This is a genomic window from Ensifer sp. Root558, from assembly GCF_001427045.1.
Classification (GTDB): Bacteria; Pseudomonadota; Alphaproteobacteria; order Rhizobiales; family Rhizobiaceae; genus Ensifer; species Ensifer adhaerens.
The window spans coordinates 419,243-437,928 of record NZ_LMGC01000033.1 but is presented as its reverse complement, the minus strand read 5'-3'; the positions used below and the strand labels follow the sequence as shown (position 1 = coordinate 437,928).

Genomic DNA, 18,686 nt, shown 5'->3' with positions numbered 1-18,686 from the left:
AGCCGCCCTTTTTCGATGTTGGTGTGACGGCGAAGGCTGGTCATGCCGCCGCAACGGCGCGTTTGGCCATGACCTTCACCAGATTGGCGCGATAGGCCGCATCCGCGTGAATGTCGGAGAGCAGCTCCGAGGCATCGACGCTAATATTGCCAAGCGCATCCGGCGTCCAGTTGGCAGCAAGGGCTGCCTCCATCTCCGCCTGACGGAAAACGCCATTTGCGCCCGCACCCGTGACCGCGACCCGGACCTCGCCATTGTCGCGCTTGGCGACGAAGACACCGGTCATCGCGTAGCGCGAGGCCGGGTTGGCGAACTTCTGGTAGGCGGCCTTTGCCGGGGCGTCGAAGCTGACCGCGACGACGATCTCGCTGTCTTCCAGCGCCGTTTCGAACAGACCGGTGAAGAAATCGTCGGCCGCGATCTCCCGCCGGTTGGTCACGATCGTCGCGCCGAGCCCGAGCATCGCTGCCGGATAATCCGCCGCCGGATCGTTGTTGGCGATGGAGCCGCCGATCGTGCCCATGTGTCGCACATGCGGATCGCCGATATGGCTGGCAAGGCTGCAGATCGCCGGACAGACGGCTTTGAGCGCCGCCGACGAGGCGACGTCATAATGGGTCGTGGCCGCGCCGATCCGCACGGATCGGCCGTTGACTGAGATGCCCTGCATCTCGGCGATGTGCCGAAGGTCGATCAGATCGCTCGGCGACGCCAGCCGCTGTTTCATCGTCGGAATGAGGGTCATGCCGCCGGAGACGTACTTGCCTTCGCCGGCCGCATCCATTCGGCTGACGGCGTCCTGAACCGAGGACGCCCGGTGATATTGGGTCTCGTACATGAGGTGTCCTCCCGTTCACTTGGCCGCGTGCGCCGCCGCCCACACCTTCTGCGGTGTCGCCGGCATGGTAAGTGCGTTGTTGCCAATGGCATCTGTGATGGCGTTGATCAGCGCCGGTGGCGAGCCGATGGCGCCGGCCTCGCCGCAGCCCTTGATGCCCAGCGGATTGTTCGGGCAGGGCGTGTTCGAGGTCGAGACCTGGAATGACGGCAGATCGTCGGCGCGCGGCATGGCGTAATCCATGTAGCTCGCCGTCAGCAGCTGGCCGGATGGGTCGTAGTGCACGCCCTCGAGCAGCGCCTGGCCGATGCCCTGGGCAATGCCGCCATGCACCTGTCCCTCGACGATCATCGGGTTGATGATGTTGCCGAAGTCGTCGGCCGCGACAAACTGGATGATCTTGGTTCGGCCCGTTTCCGGATCGACCTCCACCTCGCAGATGTAGCAGCCGGCCGGGAAGGTGAAGTTGGCAGGGTCGTAGAAGGCCCCTTCCTTCAACCCCGGCTCCATGCCGGCCGGCAGATTGTGGGCGGTATAGGCGGCAAGCGCCATCTGGAACCACGGCACGGCCTTATCGGTGCCGGCGACCTTCAGTTCGCCGTTTTCGATGACGATGTCGCTTTCGTCCGCTTCCATCAGATGTGCGGCGATCTTCTTCGCCTTGGCTTCGACCTTGTCGAGCGCCTTGACGACGGCCGACATGCCGACGGCACCGGAACGAGAACCATAGGTGCCCATGCCCATCTGCACCTTGTCGGTATCGCCATGCACGATGTTGACGCTGTCGATCGGCACACCGAAGCGGTCGGCGACAAGCTGGGCAAAGGTCGTCTCGTGGCCCTGGCCATGGCTGTGCGAGCCGGTCAGGACCTCGATCGTACCGACGGCGTTGACCCGCACTTCGGCCGATTCCCAAAGACCGACGCCAGCACCGAGCGAACCCACCGCTGCCGACGGTGCGATGCCGCAGGCCTCGATGTAACAGCTCATGCCGATGCCGCGCTTCATGCCGCGACCGGCGGCTTCCGCCTTGCGACCGGCAAAGCCGTTCCAGTCGGCCGCCTTCATCGCCGCTTCGAGCGAAGCGTCGTAGTCGCCGGCGTCATAGTTCATGATGACAGGCGTCTGGTGCGGGAAGGAGCGGATGAAATTGACCCGACGCAATTCGGCAGGCGAGACGCCGAGTTCGCGGGCCGCCGTCTCCATCGTGCGTTCCAAGAGATAGGTCGCCTCCGGCCGCCCGGCACCGCGATAGGCGTCGACGGGCGCGGTGTTGGTATAGACGGTGCGCACATTCGCATGGATCGCCGGGATGTCGTACTGCCCGGAGAGCAGCGTCGCATAGAGATAAGTCGGCACCGCCGAGGAGAACAGCGACATGTAAGCGCCGAGATTGGCGATCGTATCGACCTTGAGCCCGATGATGCGATTGTTGGCGTCAAAGGCCATCTTCACCTTCGACACATGGTCGCGACCATGCGCATCGGTGAGGAACGCTTCGGTGCGGTCCGACGTCCATTTGACCGGCACGCCGGTGCGCTTCGACGCCCAGAGACAGACGATCTCCTCCGGATAGATGTAGATCTTCGAGCCGAAGCCGCCGCCGACATCGGGCGCGATCACCCGCAGCTTGTTTTCCGGCGCGACATTATAGAAGGCGCTCATCACCAGCCGCGCCACATGCGGGTTCTGGCTGGTCGTGTAGCAGGTATAGTGGTCGTCTCCGGCGTCGTAGATGCCGAGCGCCGCACGCGGCTCCATCGGGTTGGGCGAAAGCCGGTTGTTGTGGATGGTGATTTCGGTGACATGCGCCGCAGCGCCGATCGCCTTGTCGGTCGCCGCTTCGTCGCCGATCTGCCAGTCGAAGATCAGGTTACCAGGCGCTTCCGGGTGAAGCTGCGGCTGTCCCGCCTCAAGCGCCTTTGAGGCGTCGATCACGACGGGAAGCTCCTGGTATTCGACGACGACGGCTTCGGCAGCATCACGCGCCTCGGCGACGCTGTCGGCAACGACGATCGCCACAGCATCGCCGACGTATCGCACGGTCTCGTGCGCGAGCGGCCGCCAGGCGCCCATCTTCATCGGCGATCCGTCCTTGGAATGGATCATCCAGCCGCAGATCAGGTTGCCGATACCATCGGCGAGCAACTGCTTGCCGTCGAGCACGCCGATCACGCCTGGCATGCCGATCGCCGCCGACCCGTCGACTTTGAGGATCTTCGCATGCGCATGCGGGCTGCGCACGAACACCGCATATTTCATCCCCGGCACGGACATGTCGTCCGTATAGCGGCCCTTGCCGGTCAGGAACCGCTTGTCCTCCTTGCGCGCCACGCGCGCGCCAATGCCTTCAACGCCCATTGCCTATCTCCTCCCGAGATATCCAGCGACAGTCCCGACGGCCATGCATCGGTCCTGAGTGACATGCGTCAGGGGCGAGATCCCGCCCCCGTTCTGCCGCTATTCTGCGGCCACACGGGCGCCGCTCATCTCGGCGGCGGCGGCAAGGATCGCTTTCACGATGTTGTGGTAACCGGTGCAACGACAGATGTTGCCTTCGAGCTCGGCGCGCACCGTCGCCTCGTCCAATTGACCCTGATGCCTGCGGATCATGTCGACGGCCGTCATCACCATGCCGGGCGTGCAGAAGCCGCATTGCAGGCCGTGATTGGCCTTGAAGGCCGCCTGCACCGGATGCAGTTCGCCATCGGCCGCCAGCCCTTCGATGGTGGTGATCGTAGAGCCTGCGGCTTGCGCGGCGAGGATGGAACAGCTCTTGACCGACTTTCCGTCCATATGGATGACGCAGGCGCCGCACTGCGAGGTATCGCAGCCGACATGGGTGCCGGTCAGTCCGAGATTTTCGCGTATGAATTGCACCAGCAATGTGCGGTCGTCGCAATGACCGCTCACCTGACGGCCGTTGACCGTCATTGTTACTTTCGCCATTTCGCTCCTCCGGGGTCGGTCAATGCCAACACGAGCGCGGCCGGAAAGTCGGGTGAGATGGTTCACGCGACTAGGGTACGCGCCAACTGATATCGATGCCCGTCGCCCACGGATCCGCTCCTCCGGATTTTCGCAGGCTTGTTTGTATCATTTGTCTTTTTTTGGAATGCCGCAACCGCCCCTGCCCGCCGAACGACAAAATTTTTCCACGCCGGTTGTGCCGAAGGGAACTGCCTTCATGTCCCGTTCAGGAACGATATCATTATCTTGCCGGCAGGAAGAAACCGCAGCGCTCCCGTAGACTTTCGATGGGGACCGCGTATTTTCCGAACCGCAAGTTCCGGTGGAGCGGGATGTTCCCGGCTTCGCCATCATCCACGGGACGGACTGAGCGATAGGCTTGAGATCCGTAGACATCGGAGAGAACAACATGAAGAAAGCCATCGCACTTGTGCTGGTCGCCCTGGCGGTCGCAAGCTGCACCCAGACGGAAAAGGGCGCCGGCATCGGTGCCGTTTCCGGCGCGATCATCGGCGGCGCTGTTACCGGCGACGTCCGTGGCGCTGCAGTCGGCGCGGCAATCGGCGGTGTTTCCGGCGCAGTCATCGGCAACGTCACCGAGCAGCCCGGCCAGTGCTACTATCGCGACCGCTACGGCCGCCGCTACATCGACTCCTGCCCGCGCTAAGGCGACAGGCAGCCTGCCGTCGGCTGCAGCTTGAGCCGCCCGACGGTCTGGTTTGATGTTTCCCCCTCACGGCTGACCGCCCTGAGGGGGTTTTTCGTTGCGGCAACCGCATCCTCTGCCGCACACAACGCGCAGCGGCCAACGAAGGCGCCGAAATCGGGTGGCAACCGCCGAAGCAATCTCGTCTGCTGACCTCGACGTTTCATGATCGAGGTTCTTCCATGCCAAACCCACCACGCGACACCCTGCCACCGGCCTTCAAGCGCATCGGCTGGTCCAACCTGTTCGCACAGTTTTCCGAGCAGATGGCGCTGGCCGCCGCTCCGCTCGCCGCCGTGCTTCTGCTCGCCGCAGGCCCTGCGGAAACCGGATGGCTGCAGATGGCGCAGACGCTGCCATTCCTTCTGCTCTCCATTCCCGCCGGTCTCGTTGCCGACCGCGCATCGCGGCGCAGGCTGATGGTCTCCTCGGAAATGCTGCGCGCGCTGTCGCTGGTTGCCACGCTGTTGCTGATGCTCGGCGGCCTGCTGTCGCTGCCGCTGCTCGCCGTCATGGGCTTCGTCGGCGCCATTGGCACGGTCTGCTACAATGTCGCCGCCCCAGCCCTGGTGCCGGCGATCGTGCCCCGTCACCAACTCGCCGACGCCAATCGCTGGCTGGAGCTCGCCCGCAGTCTCGCCTATTCCGGCGGACCGGCGATCGGCGGCGCGATCGTCGCATGGACCGGCGCATCGCTCGCCTATGTCGCCGCCACATCCCTGTCCCTTCTCTCTGTCGTCCTGCTCGCCGGCCTTGGCGACCAGCAGCAACCGACCGCTCCCAGGCGCAACCTCCTTCAGGATCTCGCCGAAGGCGCCCGGTTCCTGGGCGGCCACCCGCTGCTCAGGCCCATTCTGGTGACCGCCATCGTCTTCAACACGGCCTGGTTCGTGCTGCAGGCGGTCTATGTCGCCTATGCCATTCAGACCCTCGGGCTGACGGCGACCGGCGTCGGCATCACGCTTGGCATCTATGGCGCCGGCATGATGATCGGCGCCTTCGCAGCCCCCGCCATTGCGCGCCGGATCCCCTTCGGCCTGATGATCGCCCTCGGCCCGCTCGGCGGGTTGACGGCTGCGGCCGTGATGCTCTCGACCATCTGGATTCCCTCAGGCGCCCTTGCCGGTCTGAGCTTCTTCCTGTTCGGCGCCGGCCCGGTGCTCTGGTCGATCGCCACGCTCACTTTGCGGCAGGCCGTCACCCCCAATGCGATGCTCGGGCGCGTATCGGCCTTCATCACCACCGCCACCTTCGGCGCCCGGCCGATCGGTGCAGCGCTCGGCGCCGTCGTCGCCACACGCTTCGGCGTCGAGGCGTGCCTTGCCGTCGCAGCGGTCGGTTTCCTCATCCAGTTCCTCGTCATCATCGCTTCCGGCGTACCGCAATTGCGGGCGCTGCCCGAGGCCGCGTAGCGGCTCGATACAGCGGACAAGGCGGCATTTAAGCCTCCCAAAAGGCGCAGCGCCCTGCTGGTTGTCGGCGGTGGTTGTGCTGCGCCGACAACATTTCCGCGCTTTTTCGACGGAATCGGCACCGAAATTCGGCATCAGGGGTGGATGCAGCGGATCGTCATCGTTAACAGATGGAAAACCTTAGGCATGCGATAGTGACCCAGCCGCATAAGCAGGCAGTTTGTATTGGGTCGCCTGAAGACGGGATGCGGAAGCGAATGTCCCCACCACGGTCGAGTATTGCGTACTGGAAGGCAGCGACTTCGCTTGCTGTTGCCTTTTCGTGCGCGCTCGGCCCGCTTTCCGCCGAGAAGGCCTATGCCTTCAAGCTCTTCGGCATGAAGTTTTTCGAGAGCGACGAGGAAGAGGCGCCGGTCATCGACCCGGTCAACTATACCCTCACCTTCGACGCCGGCACCGAAGACAAGGAACTGAAGGAAGCGCTGGAAAACAGCTCGCAGCTCGTGCAGGGCCAGGAAAAGCCTGTCTCCGGCGATCTTGGCCTGGCAATTCGGGCGCGTGACGACCGCGACCGGCTGCTTGCCGCACTCTACGAAAAGGCCCGCTACGGCGGCACCATCGCGATCCGCATCAACGGCCAGGATATCGACAGTCTGCCGCCGGATCCGTCTTTCCCGGATGGCAAGCCGATTCCGGTCACCGTCACCGTGACGCCGGGTCCGGTCTTCAACGTCGGTTCCGTCAAGTTCGAAGGCGATGCGGCCGGTTTCAGTCCCGCTGATTACGGCCTGCCCGGCGGCGCGCGTGCCGATTCCACCTTGATCATCAAGGCCGGCGAAAAGGTCGTGAACGATCTGCGCGAGCAGGGTCGCCCCCTGGCCAAGCTCACCGAACGCAGCGCTGTCGCCAACCACGCCAACTCGACCGTCGACATCGTCATCGGCGCCAGCGGCGGCCCGGTTGCCCCAGTCGGCGAAGTCAGCGTCGACGGAACGAAGACCGTCGACCCGGGTTTCGTGCGCGACTACTCACGCCTCAACGAAGGCCGTCCCTATTCGCCCGCGGACATCCGCAAAGCCTCCGAGCGCCTGCGCCAGCTCGGCGTCTTCTCGAGCGTCACCATCAAGGAAGCCAATGCGCTTTCGCCCGATGGATCTCTCCCGATGAAGATCGAGGTGTCCGAAGGCAAGCACAAGTATTTCGGCTTCGGCGCCCAGGTCTCGACCACCGACGGCCTCGGGCTTTCGGGCTACTGGGGACACCGCAACCTTTTCGGCCGCGCCGAATCGCTGCGCATCGAAGGATCGGTCGACCGCATCGGCGAGACCAAGGAACTGGACAAGCTCGACTATTCGGTTGGCATCCTGTTTGCCAAACCCGGTGCCTTCGGCCCGGCTTCCACCTTTACCGCGAGCGTCAAGGCCAACATCCAGGACCCAGACGCCTACCGCGCCAAGATCCTGACGGCAGCGGCCGGCGCCACCTTCGAGCTCTCGGACACCGACACCGTCTCAGGCGGCGGCGAGCTCAGCTGGGCCAACATCGACGACGCCTTCGGCTCGAACTCCTATCTGACGGCCGCGATCCCGCTCGAATATGTGCGCGATACCCGCAACGACAAGCTGAACGCGACCGAAGGCTACCGGGCGATGATCAACGCCAAGCCGAGCTACGAAATCAAGGGGCAGACCTTCTTCTCGTCCTTCGAAGCCTCGGCATCCGGTTACCATGCGCTCGGCGACGAGAAGCGCTTCGTGCTTGCCGGCAAGATCGGCGCCGGCATACTCGTCGGCGGCAGCGGGCTCGAAGACATTCCTGCCAACCGCCGCTTCTACCTCGGCGGTGGCGGCTCGGTACGCGGCTATTCCTACCAGGAGATCGGCCCGCGCAATTCCGACAACGAGGAGACCGGCGGACGTTCCTATGTCAACGCCTCGCTCGAAGCCCGCATCGCCATCACCGACACGATCGGGGTTGTTCCCTTCATCGACGCCGGTACGGTGTCTGCGAAGACGACGCCGGATTTCTCCGACATCCGCGCCGGCGCCGGCATCGGCCTGCGTTACGCCACGCCCTTCGGCCCGATCCGCCTCGACTTTGCCGTTCCGCTTAACAAATATCCCGGCGGCACCAAGTACGGCATCTATGCCGGTATCGGCCAATCCTTCTGATCCGGGCCGTTTCTTCCATCAGAACCGGCAAATCGCCGCCATTGCCGGATAGTTTCTGCCGGCGGAGATTCCGCTTGGGAGCAACTTGCGTTATGGGTAGATCATGAATCAGGTCGTCCGCTTCCTTCGCGCGACGCTGCGCTATGGCCTTCGTGTGCTTGGCGTGATTGCGGTCGTTGCCCTTCTTCTCGTCGCCTTCGTGGGCTTCACCACACCCGGCGCAAGGCTCGTCGCCTGGGCAATCGAGAAGTATGCGGCAACCCCTGACCAGATCGTGCGGATCGCCGATCCGAGCGCGCTGTTGACCGGCAAGTTCACGGCCGGAAGCATCACGCTGTTCGATGGCGAGGGCGTCTATGCCGAAGTGCGCGACCTCGATCTCACCTGGTCGCCCGCCGCCCTTCTCTCCTTCCGCTTCGAAGCCGCGGCGCTCTCGGCCGGCTCGGTGCGCGTCGAGCGCCTGCCGATCCCCTCCACCGAGACCAAGGAAGTCCGCTCGACCTTTGCGCTTCCCGTCGACGTCAAGATCGACGCGATCGATCTCAAGGAGATCATCATCGGCAAGGCGATCGCCGGCGAGGACCAGTTCCTGACCGCCAGCGGCAAGGTGAACGCGACCAACGAAAGCATCGCCCTTCAGCTTGCGGCCGCCCAGCGCGACCGGCCGGAAGCGCGCGCGGTTGCCGATATCGTCTTCAATCCGGCAGGCAACGAGCTGAAGCTCGAGGCGACCGTGGACGAGCCCAACAACGGCGTGCTGGCAAAGCTGCTTCGCCTGCCCAACGAGCCCGCAGTCAACATCAAGCTGACCGGCGAAGGCCCGCTTTCCGACTGGGTCGGCAGCGCCACGGCCGCACTCGACGGCAGCGAAATTCTCAAGCTCGACGGTCGCCACGTCCAGACGCCCGACGGAATGCACCGGCTGACCGTTAACGGCGGCGGCGGTTTCGGCTCGCTGATGCCGCCGGCGCTGCGCCCGATGTTCGAGGGTGACACCAGTCTCGACATCGCCGCCGCGTTCAACGACCAGGGGCTGGTTCAGGTCGACAAGGCTCATGTGACAACGGGCGCGCTCTCCTTTGCCGCTTTCGGTACTTACGACAGCAAGGGCGAGAACAACCTCAAGGCCAGGCTTGCCGGCACCAACGGCCCTGTCGACTTCCGCTGGCCGCTGCAGAAGGGTGAAGCGCAGGCCAAGATCAATGCCGTCGATTTCTCGCTGATCGGCGACGCGCAAGCCGCGATCCTCGATCTCACCGCAGACGTCACCTCCCTGGCGGTGCCCGACGTGGCGCTTGGCGCAGTCAAGCTTTCGGCACGCAGCGACGGCTTCAATCTCCAGGCGCAATCCGGTCCGGTGAAGGCGGCAATCGAGGTGGGCGAAGCCGGCTTCAACGACCCCAACCTCGCCCGCCTGGTCCAGGTGCCGCTGAAGGTGGACGCAATCCTCTCCGTGACGAAGGAAAACATCGCCTTCAACCCGGTGACGATCGAAAGCCCCGGTATCGGCGGTTCGCTCACCGGCGCCTTTTATCGCGACGAGAACACGGTTTTCGCGGCCTTCAAGCTCTTCGCCATTCCGGACGCGTTGCCGCCGGCGGCCGCCGCGAAATTCGATGGCACGATCGCACTCTCGGGCGAAGTGAAGACGGCAACCGACGGCGGCGTCACCGTGGAGGGCCTCGAGCTCAAGTCGGGCACGATCGAGGCCGCCGGCACCGTTGCGCTCGCGCAGAGCAACCTGACGGCCGACCTTAGGGGTACCCTGCCTGATCTCGGCAAGCTGCTTGCCGATGCCAAGGGCAAGGCCGACTTTACCGCCGCCGTGACCGGCCCGCTTTCGGAACTCGGCATCAAGGCCGAGTTGACGTCGAGCGGCGCGACACTGGCCGGACGCACGCTCAGCGACCTCAACGTCAAGGCCGACGCCAAGGCCAACCCTTCGAGCCCGCAGGCAAGCCTGACGGCGACCGGTGCACTCGACGGCCAGGCCATCGACGTCAAGGCCGACGTCGTCTCGAAGGATGGCCAGACCGCAATCCCGGTGCTCGAGGCCAGGATCGGCGAGAACAAGCTGACCGGGGCAATCAGCTTCACCCCCGATTTCAAGCCGGACGGCACGGTCAGCTTCGACCTGCCCGATCTCGGCCTCTTGGCCGCCATGGCCGGGCAGAAGGCCTCCGGCGACCTCAACGGCTCGGCGGCCATCAAGACCCAAAACGGCATCACCTCCGTCGTCGTCAAGGCCGGCGGCAGCGGCATCAAACGCGACCAGCTGACCATCTCCAGGCCGACCGCCGACATCACCATCGCCGACCTCGCGGCCCTGGCGATCAAGGGCAGCATCCGCGCCGAAACGGTGGCGCAGGGCGAAAACCGTGTTTCCGGACTTGCCGTCGATTTCGAGCAACGAGCCGGCCGCACCGGTTTTGCCGTCGACGGCAAATTTGACGGCGGACCGCTGACGGTGAAGGGCGACCTTGCGAGCGCCAAGGGCCGCACGGAAATCCGCCTCGCATCCTTTGGCGCAACGCCGAAGGGCATTGCCCTGAAACTGGCGCAGCCGACGGTGATTGCCATCGAAAGCGGCACCGTCCGTCTCAACGCGCTGACGATCCAGGCATCGAAAGGTACGATCGCCGTCAACGGCACGGCTGGCGAAAAGCTCGACATCACTGCGAAGCTCAACGCCCTGCCCGCAGCACTGGTCAACGCCTTTGCGCCGGATCTTGGCGCCGAGGGCACGATCGCCGGCACCGTCGATGTCGAGGGCGCAGCGTCTGCCCCGGTCGTCGCCTACGACCTCAAATGGTCGGGCGCCTCGCTCGCGGCAGCCCGCACCGCGGGCGTTGCGGCCTTCGATGTCACGGCGGACGGCAATTTTGCCAACAACAAAGTGACGCTCGATACGACGCTTTCGGGCGCCGGCGGACTTTCCTTCAAGGGCGGCGGCAATGTCGACATCGGCGGCAACATGCCGATCGCGATGAAGTTCAGTGGCAACGTCCCCTTCGCCCTCATCGCCAACCTGATGGCGGAGAAAGGCTTCACGCTGACGGGCCAGGCAAATGTCGATGTGGCAATCTCCGGTTCCGCGAAGGCGCCGCAGATCGCCGGCACGATCACCACGTCAGGCGGGCGCCTCGTCGACGTGCGTCGCAACCTGGCGCTCAACGACCTGACCGCCAATGTCGCGCTCGATGGCAAGCAGGCGACGATCTCCAGGCTCTCGGCCAATCTCGCGACCGGCGGCTCGGTCGAAGCCAGCGGTACCGTCGGCACCGTACCCGGTTCCGGCTTCCCGGCCAACCTGACGATCAAGCTGAACAACGCGACCTACGTCGATGGCACCCTGTTCAACGCCAACGTTGCCGGCGAGATGACCTTGACCGGTCCCCTGGTCGCGACCCCGACGCTCGGCGGCAAGGTGACGATCCGCAAGGCATCGATCACCATTCCGGAGAAGTTGCCGACGTCGCTTTCGGCCATCGACATCAAGCACAAGAATGCGCCGCCCAAGGTGCGGAAGATGGTCAAGGACCTGCGCAAGGACGAAGTGCCGGCCGCAGGTGCCAATGCCAGCGGCGTGATTGCCTTCGATCTCGGCGTCAACGCCCACCAGATCTTCGTGCGCGGCCGCGGCATCGACGCGGAGCTTGGCGGCGACCTGACGATCCGTGGCACCGCCGTGCAGCCAATTGTTTCCGGCGGCTTTGAGATGCGTCGCGGACGGCTCGAAATCCTCGGCAAGCGCCTGACCTTCACCGACGGCAATATCGGCTTTGGCGGTGACCTGATCCCGACGCTCGACCTCAAGGCGACCTCCAGCGTCGGCGCGACCACCATCACCGTCGCGGTCGCGGGCCTCGCCAACAATCCGCAGATCGCCTTCTCTTCCTCCCCGGCGCTGCCGCAGGACGAAATCCTGGCGCAGTTGATCTTCAACCGGTCGCTGTCAAACCTCTCGGCCTTCCAGATCGCCCAGCTCGCCTCGGCCGTCAGCCAGCTTGCCGGTGGCGGATCGACCTCGCTGCTCGACGGCCTGCGCAACAAGCTCGGCGTCGACGATCTCGACGTCACCACCGACGAGAATGGCGGCGCCTCCGTGCGCGCCGGCAAGTATCTCAACGACCGCACCTATATCGAGCTGCAGCAGGGCTCCGATTCCGCCTCCAGCAAGGCGGTCATCAATCTCGATGTCGGCAAGGGCGTGAAGCTCAAGGGCTCGGCCGCCGGCGACGGTTCGGCCTCGGGCGGCGTCTTCTTCGAAAAGGAATATTGAGCGGCGGCGGGCGTAAACACGCCTGTCCCGCCCGCATGACAAGGAAGCCGGTGGGTCGATCGCGATCCACCGGCTCCAGAGCCCCTGTGTTGCCCGCTCGACAGCAAACTCACTATGGTCTTTTGGAGGCACCGGCGGCGTCTGAAGCCGTGATCGGTCGCATGTCATCGGCGCGGAGCGCGCTGCCCTTCTTGCGCCTGTTTCAGGCCCAGCCATTCTCGGGGACGAAGGAGACCTCGCGGCGTGGGCGCGTCAGCTCGTAGCGGTTCCATGCGACGGCGTCAGGTGACAGGCCGGTCATCTCGGTTTTTCGGGCGAGCATGAGGAGTTCGTCGATCGACAGGGCATCGCCGCGCTCGATCTTCTGGAGCGCCGCATCGATCAAGGACAGGCTGTGTTCGACACGGTCGCGCAGGTCCAAGAACGCCGATTGCTGGACGGCTAGCGTTTGTCCGAGGGCCGGCGCAGTACCGGCGAGCATTTCGGTAATCCGGGTGAGGCTAAGGCCAAGCCGCCTCAAAGCCATGATTTCGGTCAGCCGCGCGATTTCGACCGCACCATAGAGCCGCCACTTCTTCTCCGTCCGCCGCGGCGTGATCAGGCCGCGGTCCTCATAGACCTTGAGAGCGCGGATGGTAAGGCCAAGACGGTCGGCGCATTCGGCCGCCGACAGCAGTTCATTGTGGTTCACGCCCATGAGCACCTCTTCGAAACACTTCTAAAAAGGTGACTTTGCGGTCGACCCGAGCGGGCTTTGCGAAGCTTTGATGGAGATTTGGCGAAGACGCACCGTGAAAGGCGATTTACCGGCACGCGCCGTCAAAACTTGCGGGACCGCTCCGTGGAAATGCCACTTTGCCAAACCTACATCGGCATCCAGGCGCGACCGCGCGCCCCGTTGTTTCATTCCTTTTTTCAGGTGATTGCCTTGCCCTCTTCTTTTCCGCGTCCCGAACTGCCCGAACCATTCCGCCCTCTTGTCGCTGGCTATCAGTGGAACCGTGATCTGCTCGGGCAATCCGACTCGAGCATCTTTCTTCTAAAGGCGCCCGATCGACCCATGCTGGTGCTGAAGCTCGAGGAAGCCGGCCCGTTCAGCGAGTTCGTCGACGAGGCGGCGCGGCTTGATTGGCTGGCATCAAAGGACTTGCCCTGCCCGCGGGTGATCGCTCGTGCCTTCGGCGCGGAGACGAACTGGCTGCTGCTGCAAGCAGTGCAAGGGACGGACCTCGCCTCCACGACGCTCTCGCCCAAGGACCAGATCGTCATCCTCGCGGACGCGCTGAAGCAACTGCATGCGCTGGATATCGCCAACTGCCCCTTCGATCACCGGATCGAAGAGCGCATCGCCATCGCGAAGGCGCGCACCCAGGCAGGCGTGATCGATGAAAGCGACTTTGACGAGACGCGGCTCGGCCGAACGGCGGCGGATCTCTTTGCCGAACTGCAGGCGCGCGTGCCCCAACCCGGCGAACTCGTCGTCACCCATGGCGACGCCTGCCTGCCGAACATCATCGAGAAGAACGGCCGGTTTTCCGGCTTCATCGATTGCAGCCGGCTGGGCGTCGCCGACCCCTACCAGGACATCGCTCTTGCCTGCCGCAGCATCGTCCACAATCTCGGCGAGGAGTGGGTTCAGCCGTTTCTGACCCGCTATGGCCTCGACAAGGACGATTCGGAGAAACGTGACTTCTACTGCCTGCTCGACGAGTTCTTCTGATCGTCAGGCAGCAGGCATAAAATCCACCCAGAGCACATGCCCGGGCAGCGAAAGGGCCCGCAACGCCTCAGGCGGCGTTGCGGGCCTCGATGCTCAGATCGACGACGTCGGCATCTTCCATAGCGTTGAACAACGCCCAGATGTGGCCGAAGGGGTCGATGAAGGCGCCGACGCGATCGCCCGTCGACAAGGTTTCGGCCGCATTGCGAAGGCTTGCGCCTGCGCCGATCGCTCGGCCGATGACGCGATCGACGTCGCGCACATGCAGCTCCAGGATCACCGCCGTGGTGCCGAGCGCATGCGGCGAGCGCGGCCCGCCGAGCTTGGGTTCCGCATCGCGGCGCGGATTGGCCCCGGCAATACGGAACACCGATTCCCCGATCCTCAGATCCGCACTCGTCAGAATGCCGCTCGGCCATTCATGCCTTTGCAGCAGTTCGGCGCCGAGTGCTTCGCGATAGAAGGCGATGGCGCGATCCTCGTCGCCATGCCTGACGAACAGCTTCACACAGATCTGCCGATCGGCAAGCCTGCCGCCATTGGCAACCATGACATCCTCCATCTTGGGTGAGGCGGCCATCATAGCGAAGTACTAGAACAAAGCAAGAACAATTCGACTCTGAGAGGCAATTTCCTCACCGCTTCGGGCGGCCAGAAATGCTCAGAACGCCCCGGTCATCTTACTGGTTTTCAACAGGATATTCGTCTCCGTAACGGTGATGCCGTCGATCAGGCGGATGCGCCGCAGCGTTTCGTCGAAAGAGACGAGATCGCGGTCCTGAAGCTCGGCGATGAAGTCCCAGCGGCCATTGGTGCTGTGCAGCGCCCGCACCTGCGGCAGTCCGCGCAATTGCTCGGCGACACGATCGGCCATCTTGCCGTGCACCTCGATCATGACCACGGCGCGCACCCCGGAGGTCGGGATTTCGGCACCGGTGCGGATGGTGAAGGCGGCGATCGTACCATTGGCCACCAGCCTGTCGATACGGGCCGCCACCGTCGCCCGCGACACGCCCGTCATTTCCGATAGCGTCGAAACGGGAATGCGCGCATTCTGGCGCAGAGCGCTTATCAGCGCCTGGTCGAGATCATCCATAGCCTGCCACTTTGTAAAATCGGACTTAGCAATCTATCGAATCTAGCTCACTAATCGGCAGTTTTCCATCTTTTTGCTGACGCCCATTTTGGCCATAATCCACACATCCCGGACTGGGTCACATCGGAATTATCTTGAGAAGGAATCGGGCGGACATGACGACTATCACGCTGATCGGCGCACCCATCGAGGAAGGTTCTGGACGACGCGGCGCGGCCATGGGTCCGACGGCCCTGCGCATCGCCGGCATCGACACGGTGCTGCGCGATCTCGGCCATACGGTTCACGACGAAGGCGACGTCAAGCCGCTGCCGGCGCGCGATCTCGCCAACCATCCCGGCGCCAACAACCTGCAGATCGTCGCAGCCTTCGCCCGCGCCCTGCATGATTCCGTGCACGACACCGTGCGCAAGGGCCATTTCCCGATCATTCTGGGTGGCGACCATGCGCTTTCGATGGGCAGCGTCTCCGGCATGGCGCGCCATGCCGCAGACGTCGGCCGGCCGCTGTTCGTGCTCTGGCTCGACGCCCATGCCGACTTCAACTCGCCGTCGACCTCGCCCTCCGGCAACATGCACGGCATGCCGGTCGCCTTCTTCTGCGGCCAGGCCGAATTCGCCCCGATCCTGCCGTCGGACCGTCCGCTCGTCGATCCGAAGAAGGTCTTCCAGGTCGGTATCCGCTCGGTCGACGACCGCGAGCGCGAAGAGATCACAGAACATGGCGTGCGCGTCTTCGACATGCGCGCCGTCGACGAACTCGGCATGGCTCACATCATGCGCCAGATCCTCGAAGAGGTCCGCGCCGCCAATGGCCTGCTGCATGTCAGCCTCGATGTCGATTTCATGGATCCAGAACTGGCGCCCGGCGTCGGCACCACCGTTCCGGGCGGCGCCACCTTCCGCGAGGCGCACCTGATCATGGAAGTGCTCTGGGAAAGCGGGCTCGTTTCCTCGCTCGACGTCGTCGAGCTCAACCCCTTCCTCGACGATCGCGGCAAGAGCGCGCGCATCCTGGTCGAACTGACGGCGAGCCTCTTCGGCCGCCGTGTTCTCGACCGGCCGACCCGCAGCGCCTAGATCACGGAGATCTTGGGTCGACTGGATCCAAGATCATAAGCGTGAACGGCTCTCATAAGTCTAAGCGGGATGCGGGCGGAAAACCGCGCACACTTTTCCTCTTCCCGCTCAGACAAAGAAACACCGGAGGACGATATATGAACACGACGGCTGCCCTGATCGAAACCGAATACCGGCTCGGCGCCCATAACTACAAGCCGCTCGACGTGGTGCTTTCGCGCGGCGAAGGTGTCTATGTCTGGGATATGGAAGGCAACCGCTACCTCGACTGTCTCTCGGCCTATTCTGCCGTGAACCAGGGCCATTGCCACCCGAAGATCCTGAAGGCGATGATGGAGCAGGCGCAGAAGCTGACGCTGACCTCCCGCGCCTTCCGCAACGATCAGCTGGCGCATTTCTACGAAGAGATCGCTGCGCTGACCGGCTCGCACAAGGTGCTGCCGATGAACTCCGGCGCCGAAGCCGTCGAGACCGCCGTCAAGGCCGTGCGCAAGTGGGGCTACGAGGTCAAGGGCGTGGCCGAGAACAAGGCCGAGATCATCGTCTGCTCCAACAACTTCCACGGCCGCACCATGGGTATCGTCGGTTTCTCGACCGATCCGGACGCCCGCACCGGCTTTGGCCCGTTTGCGCCGGGCTTCAAGGTCGTACCCTTCGGTGACATCGACGCCTTCCGTGCGGCGATCAACGAAAACACCGTCGCCTTCCTGGTCGAGCCGATCCAGGGCGAAGCCGGCGTCATCGTCCCGCCGGTCGGCTACTTCACGACGGTGCGCGAGCTCTGCACCAAGCACGGCATCACGCTGATCCTCGACGAGATCCAGACCGGGCTTGGCCGCACCGGCAAGCTGCTTGCCGAAGAGCATGAGGCGATCGAAGCCGACGTGACGCTGATCGGCAAGGCTCTGTCCGGCGGCTTTTATCCGGTCTCTGCGGTGCTTTCGAATTCCGAAGTGCTCGGCGTCTTGAAGCCCGGCCAGCACGGCTCGACCTTCGGCGGCAACCCGCTTGCCTGCGCCATTGCCCGCGCGGCGCTGAAGGCGCTGACCGAGGAAGGCATGATCGAGAACTCGGCAAAGATGGGCGAGCGCTTCCAGAAGGGCCTCACCGACATCCGTTCCAACATCATCAAGGAAGTGCGCGGTCGCGGCCTGATGCTGGCGGTGGAACTGGTGCCGGAAGCCGGCGGCGCGCGCAAGTATTGCGAAGCGCTGAAGCAGCTCGGCATCCTTGCCAAGGACACCCACGGCGACACGATCCGCATCGCGCCGCCGCTCGTCATCACCGCCGAGCAGGTGGATTGGGCGGTCGAACAGTTTGCCAGGGTTCTCGCCTCCGCTTGATCGCAAATCGCTTCCGCCCCGGGGTCACGCCCGGGGCGAGATCTTCGTAAGCACTTGCAAAAGCAAGTCTTAACGAATCCCGGCCTATAGTCCTTTCCCAAAGCGCAAAGCGGTTCCTCCGCGCATGATGCAGCTGCGCCCTGCCGGATGTGATCGGCGGACTGGAAGGATCTCTCCTTTACGGATCATTGACCGCGCCTGATGCGCCGTCAGCCATGCGGAGAGATCTGGAGTATGGCGGTGTCGCGCCCAGAGGCGTCGACCGGAAAGCTGGAAGGACCTTCGATGACAAGCACACTCAGGACGGCCGGGTTCGACGGCGAGACGCTGGAAATCATTGCGTTCCGCCTCCACGATCAGGAATTCTGCGTCAAGACGACGACGATCCGTGAAATCCGCGGCTGGGCGCCCTCGACGCCTATCCCGCATTCGCCGCCGGAAGTGATCGGCGTCATGAACCTGCGCGGCACGGTGATCCCGATCATCGACCTCGCCCACAAGCTCGGCATGAAATCGACCACCGCCAACGAGCGCAGCGCCATCGTCGTCGCCGAAGTGCACAACATGGTCATCGGCCTCGTCGTCGACCGCGTGTCGGATATCCTCACGGTCCAGGGCAGCCAGGTGCAGCCGGTGCCGGAAGTGACGGCCTCCTTCGACAAGAGCTTCGCCGAAGGCATCATCGCCAACGAAACCGGCATGATCTGCTTCCTGAACCTTGCCCGCATGTTCAAGGAACGCGAGGTCGAGGAACTGGCCGCCTAAAGCAACAGCTCAGCGATATTCAAGGCCGTCCGACGTCTCGTCGGGCGGCTTTTTTGTTGGTTATTTGCTCAGCCAGAGGGCAATACTTTAGAAAAACAGGAGAAACTAATTCAACTAAAATTGGGATCTACGAGTTCTTACAACTGAAATTTGATAGTTGCTATTTTAACACCTGCTTAATAGTCCTATCACTAACCTAGATTGCATAAACACGGCGCCTGGGCATGAAGCCCGCCAGTTCGAACTCCCCTCACGAAGCACTAAATCGCTGACCCGGTGGGCCGGCGCGGGACGACCAGACATG

General features: G+C 63.7%; 14 protein-coding genes. 8 read left to right on the top strand and 6 right to left on the bottom strand.

Annotated elements, in window-relative coordinates; genetic code table 11:
* Nucleotides 1-40 precede the first annotated feature (40 nt).
* The 3 genes from ASD63_RS26030 to ASD63_RS26020 form a co-directional block, all read right to left on the bottom strand.
* The gene (locus ASD63_RS26030; protein WP_034802393.1) at nucleotides 41-838 is read right to left on the bottom strand and encodes a xanthine dehydrogenase family protein subunit M; all 798 of its coding nucleotides are present in this window, start codon (nucleotides 836-838) and stop codon (nucleotides 41-43) included.
* A gap of 15 nt (nucleotides 839-853) precedes the next feature.
* Entirely contained in the window at nucleotides 854-3,199 is a 2,346-nt protein-coding gene (locus tag ASD63_RS26025; RefSeq protein WP_034802395.1) for a xanthine dehydrogenase family protein molybdopterin-binding subunit, read from the bottom strand.
* A 99-nt stretch (nucleotides 3,200-3,298) separates the two neighbouring features.
* Nucleotides 3,299-3,787 (bottom strand): (2Fe-2S)-binding protein, encoded by a 489-nt coding sequence (locus tag ASD63_RS26020; RefSeq protein ID WP_034802397.1) that lies wholly within the window; start codon nucleotides 3,785-3,787, stop codon nucleotides 3,299-3,301.
* A gap of 430 nt (nucleotides 3,788-4,217) precedes the next feature.
* On the opposite strand from ASD63_RS26020, the gene ASD63_RS26015 reads away from it, so the two are divergent.
* The 4 genes from ASD63_RS26015 (at nucleotide 4,218) to ASD63_RS26000 (ending at nucleotide 12,379) form a co-directional block, all read left to right on the top strand.
* Nucleotides 4,218-4,475 carry a glycine zipper domain-containing protein gene (locus tag ASD63_RS26015; protein ID WP_034802400.1) on the top strand — a complete coding sequence of 86 codons (258 nt, stop codon included), beginning with the start codon at nucleotides 4,218-4,220 and terminating at the stop codon, nucleotides 4,473-4,475.
* 221 nt (nucleotides 4,476-4,696) lie between these two features.
* Nucleotides 4,697-5,926: an MFS transporter gene (locus ASD63_RS26010; protein ID WP_034802403.1), complete on the top strand. Its 1,230-nt coding sequence runs from the start codon at nucleotides 4,697-4,699 to the stop codon at nucleotides 5,924-5,926.
* Nucleotides 5,927-6,183: 257 nt separating this feature from the next.
* Nucleotides 6,184-8,097 (top strand): autotransporter assembly complex family protein, encoded by a 1,914-nt coding sequence (locus tag ASD63_RS26005; RefSeq protein ID WP_082572989.1) that lies wholly within the window; start codon nucleotides 6,184-6,186, stop codon nucleotides 8,095-8,097.
* A gap of 103 nt (nucleotides 8,098-8,200) precedes the next feature.
* Complete coding sequence (locus tag ASD63_RS26000) at nucleotides 8,201-12,379, top strand: translocation/assembly module TamB domain-containing protein (RefSeq protein WP_034802407.1); 4,179 nt, start codon at nucleotides 8,201-8,203, stop codon at nucleotides 12,377-12,379.
* Nucleotides 12,380-12,581: 202 nt separating this feature from the next.
* Here the strand turns inward: ASD63_RS26000 and ASD63_RS25995 are convergent, their stop codons facing one another.
* Nucleotides 12,582-13,076, bottom strand: a complete 495-nt coding sequence (locus ASD63_RS25995) for a MerR family transcriptional regulator (RefSeq protein ID WP_051659627.1) — start codon at nucleotides 13,074-13,076, stop codon at nucleotides 12,582-12,584.
* A 231-nt stretch (nucleotides 13,077-13,307) separates the two neighbouring features.
* Here ASD63_RS25995 and ASD63_RS25990 point away from each other — a divergent pair, with 231 nt between their 5' ends.
* Nucleotides 13,308-14,099 (top strand): APH(3') family aminoglycoside O-phosphotransferase, encoded by a 792-nt coding sequence (locus tag ASD63_RS25990; protein WP_034803077.1) that lies wholly within the window; start codon nucleotides 13,308-13,310, stop codon nucleotides 14,097-14,099.
* 67 nt (nucleotides 14,100-14,166) lie between these two features.
* Here ASD63_RS25990 and ASD63_RS25985 read toward each other — a convergent pair whose 3' ends face one another.
* Complete coding sequence (locus ASD63_RS25985; RefSeq protein WP_034802409.1) at nucleotides 14,167-14,649, bottom strand: VOC family protein; 483 nt, start codon at nucleotides 14,647-14,649, stop codon at nucleotides 14,167-14,169.
* Nucleotides 14,650-14,760: 111 nt separating this feature from the next.
* Nucleotides 14,761-15,195, bottom strand: a complete 435-nt coding sequence (locus ASD63_RS25980) for an Lrp/AsnC family transcriptional regulator (RefSeq protein WP_034802411.1) — start codon at nucleotides 15,193-15,195, stop codon at nucleotides 14,761-14,763.
* A gap of 155 nt (nucleotides 15,196-15,350) precedes the next feature.
* On the opposite strand from ASD63_RS25980, the gene rocF reads away from it, so the two are divergent.
* The 3 genes from rocF to ASD63_RS25965 all read left to right on the top strand — a co-directional run bounded on the left by rocF (nucleotide 15,351) and on the right by ASD63_RS25965 (nucleotide 18,382).
* The gene (gene rocF, locus ASD63_RS25975) at nucleotides 15,351-16,274 is read left to right on the top strand and encodes an arginase (RefSeq protein ID WP_034802414.1); all 924 of its coding nucleotides are present in this window, start codon (nucleotides 15,351-15,353) and stop codon (nucleotides 16,272-16,274) included.
* Between the two features lie 137 nt (nucleotides 16,275-16,411).
* Entirely contained in the window at nucleotides 16,412-17,617 is a 1,206-nt protein-coding gene (gene rocD, locus ASD63_RS25970) for an ornithine--oxo-acid transaminase (protein WP_034802416.1), read from the top strand.
* A gap of 285 nt (nucleotides 17,618-17,902) precedes the next feature.
* A complete protein-coding gene (locus ASD63_RS25965; protein ID WP_034803080.1) occupies nucleotides 17,903-18,382 on the top strand; it encodes a chemotaxis protein CheW in 480 nt (159 codons plus the stop codon).
* Nucleotides 18,383-18,686: the final 304 nt, after the last annotated feature.